At 40.2% G+C, this 343-nt stretch carries 2 rRNA genes; both read right to left on the bottom strand.

Annotation, left to right across the window (positions count from 1 at the left end):
* Positions 1–6: 6 nt before the first annotated feature.
* A 5S ribosomal RNA gene (rrf, locus tag KW850_RS32795) occupies positions 7–123 on the bottom strand.
* A gap of 127 nt (positions 124–250) precedes the next feature.
* Positions 251–343: ribosomal RNA gene (locus tag KW850_RS32790) — 23S ribosomal RNA — on the bottom strand; the annotation flags it as partial.

The raw sequence follows: 343 nt of genomic DNA, 5'->3' as shown, positions 1-343 counted from the left end.
ATTACAGCCTGGCAATGTCCTACTCTCACAGGGACGCGTGTCCCAACTACCATCGGCGCTGAGAAGCTTAACTTCCGTGTTCGGTATGGGAACGGGTGTGACCTTCTCGCCATAATTGCCAGACCATTTATAAGACACTATTTTATTATAATATCTTTTTAATATTTTTCAAGAGGAAATTTTAATTTTTTTCATTCCCTCAAAACTAGATAATGTAGAAGAAGTTTGTAAACTCGAGAAAGCCTTAAAAATGGTTAAGTCCTCGAACGATTAGTATCAGTCAGCTCCACATGTTACCACGCTTCCACCTCTGACCTATCAACCTGATCATCTTTCAGGGTTC

This window comes from Bacillus sp. sid0103, assembly GCF_019219025.1.
This window is presented reverse-complemented; position numbering and strand designations above follow the sequence as displayed.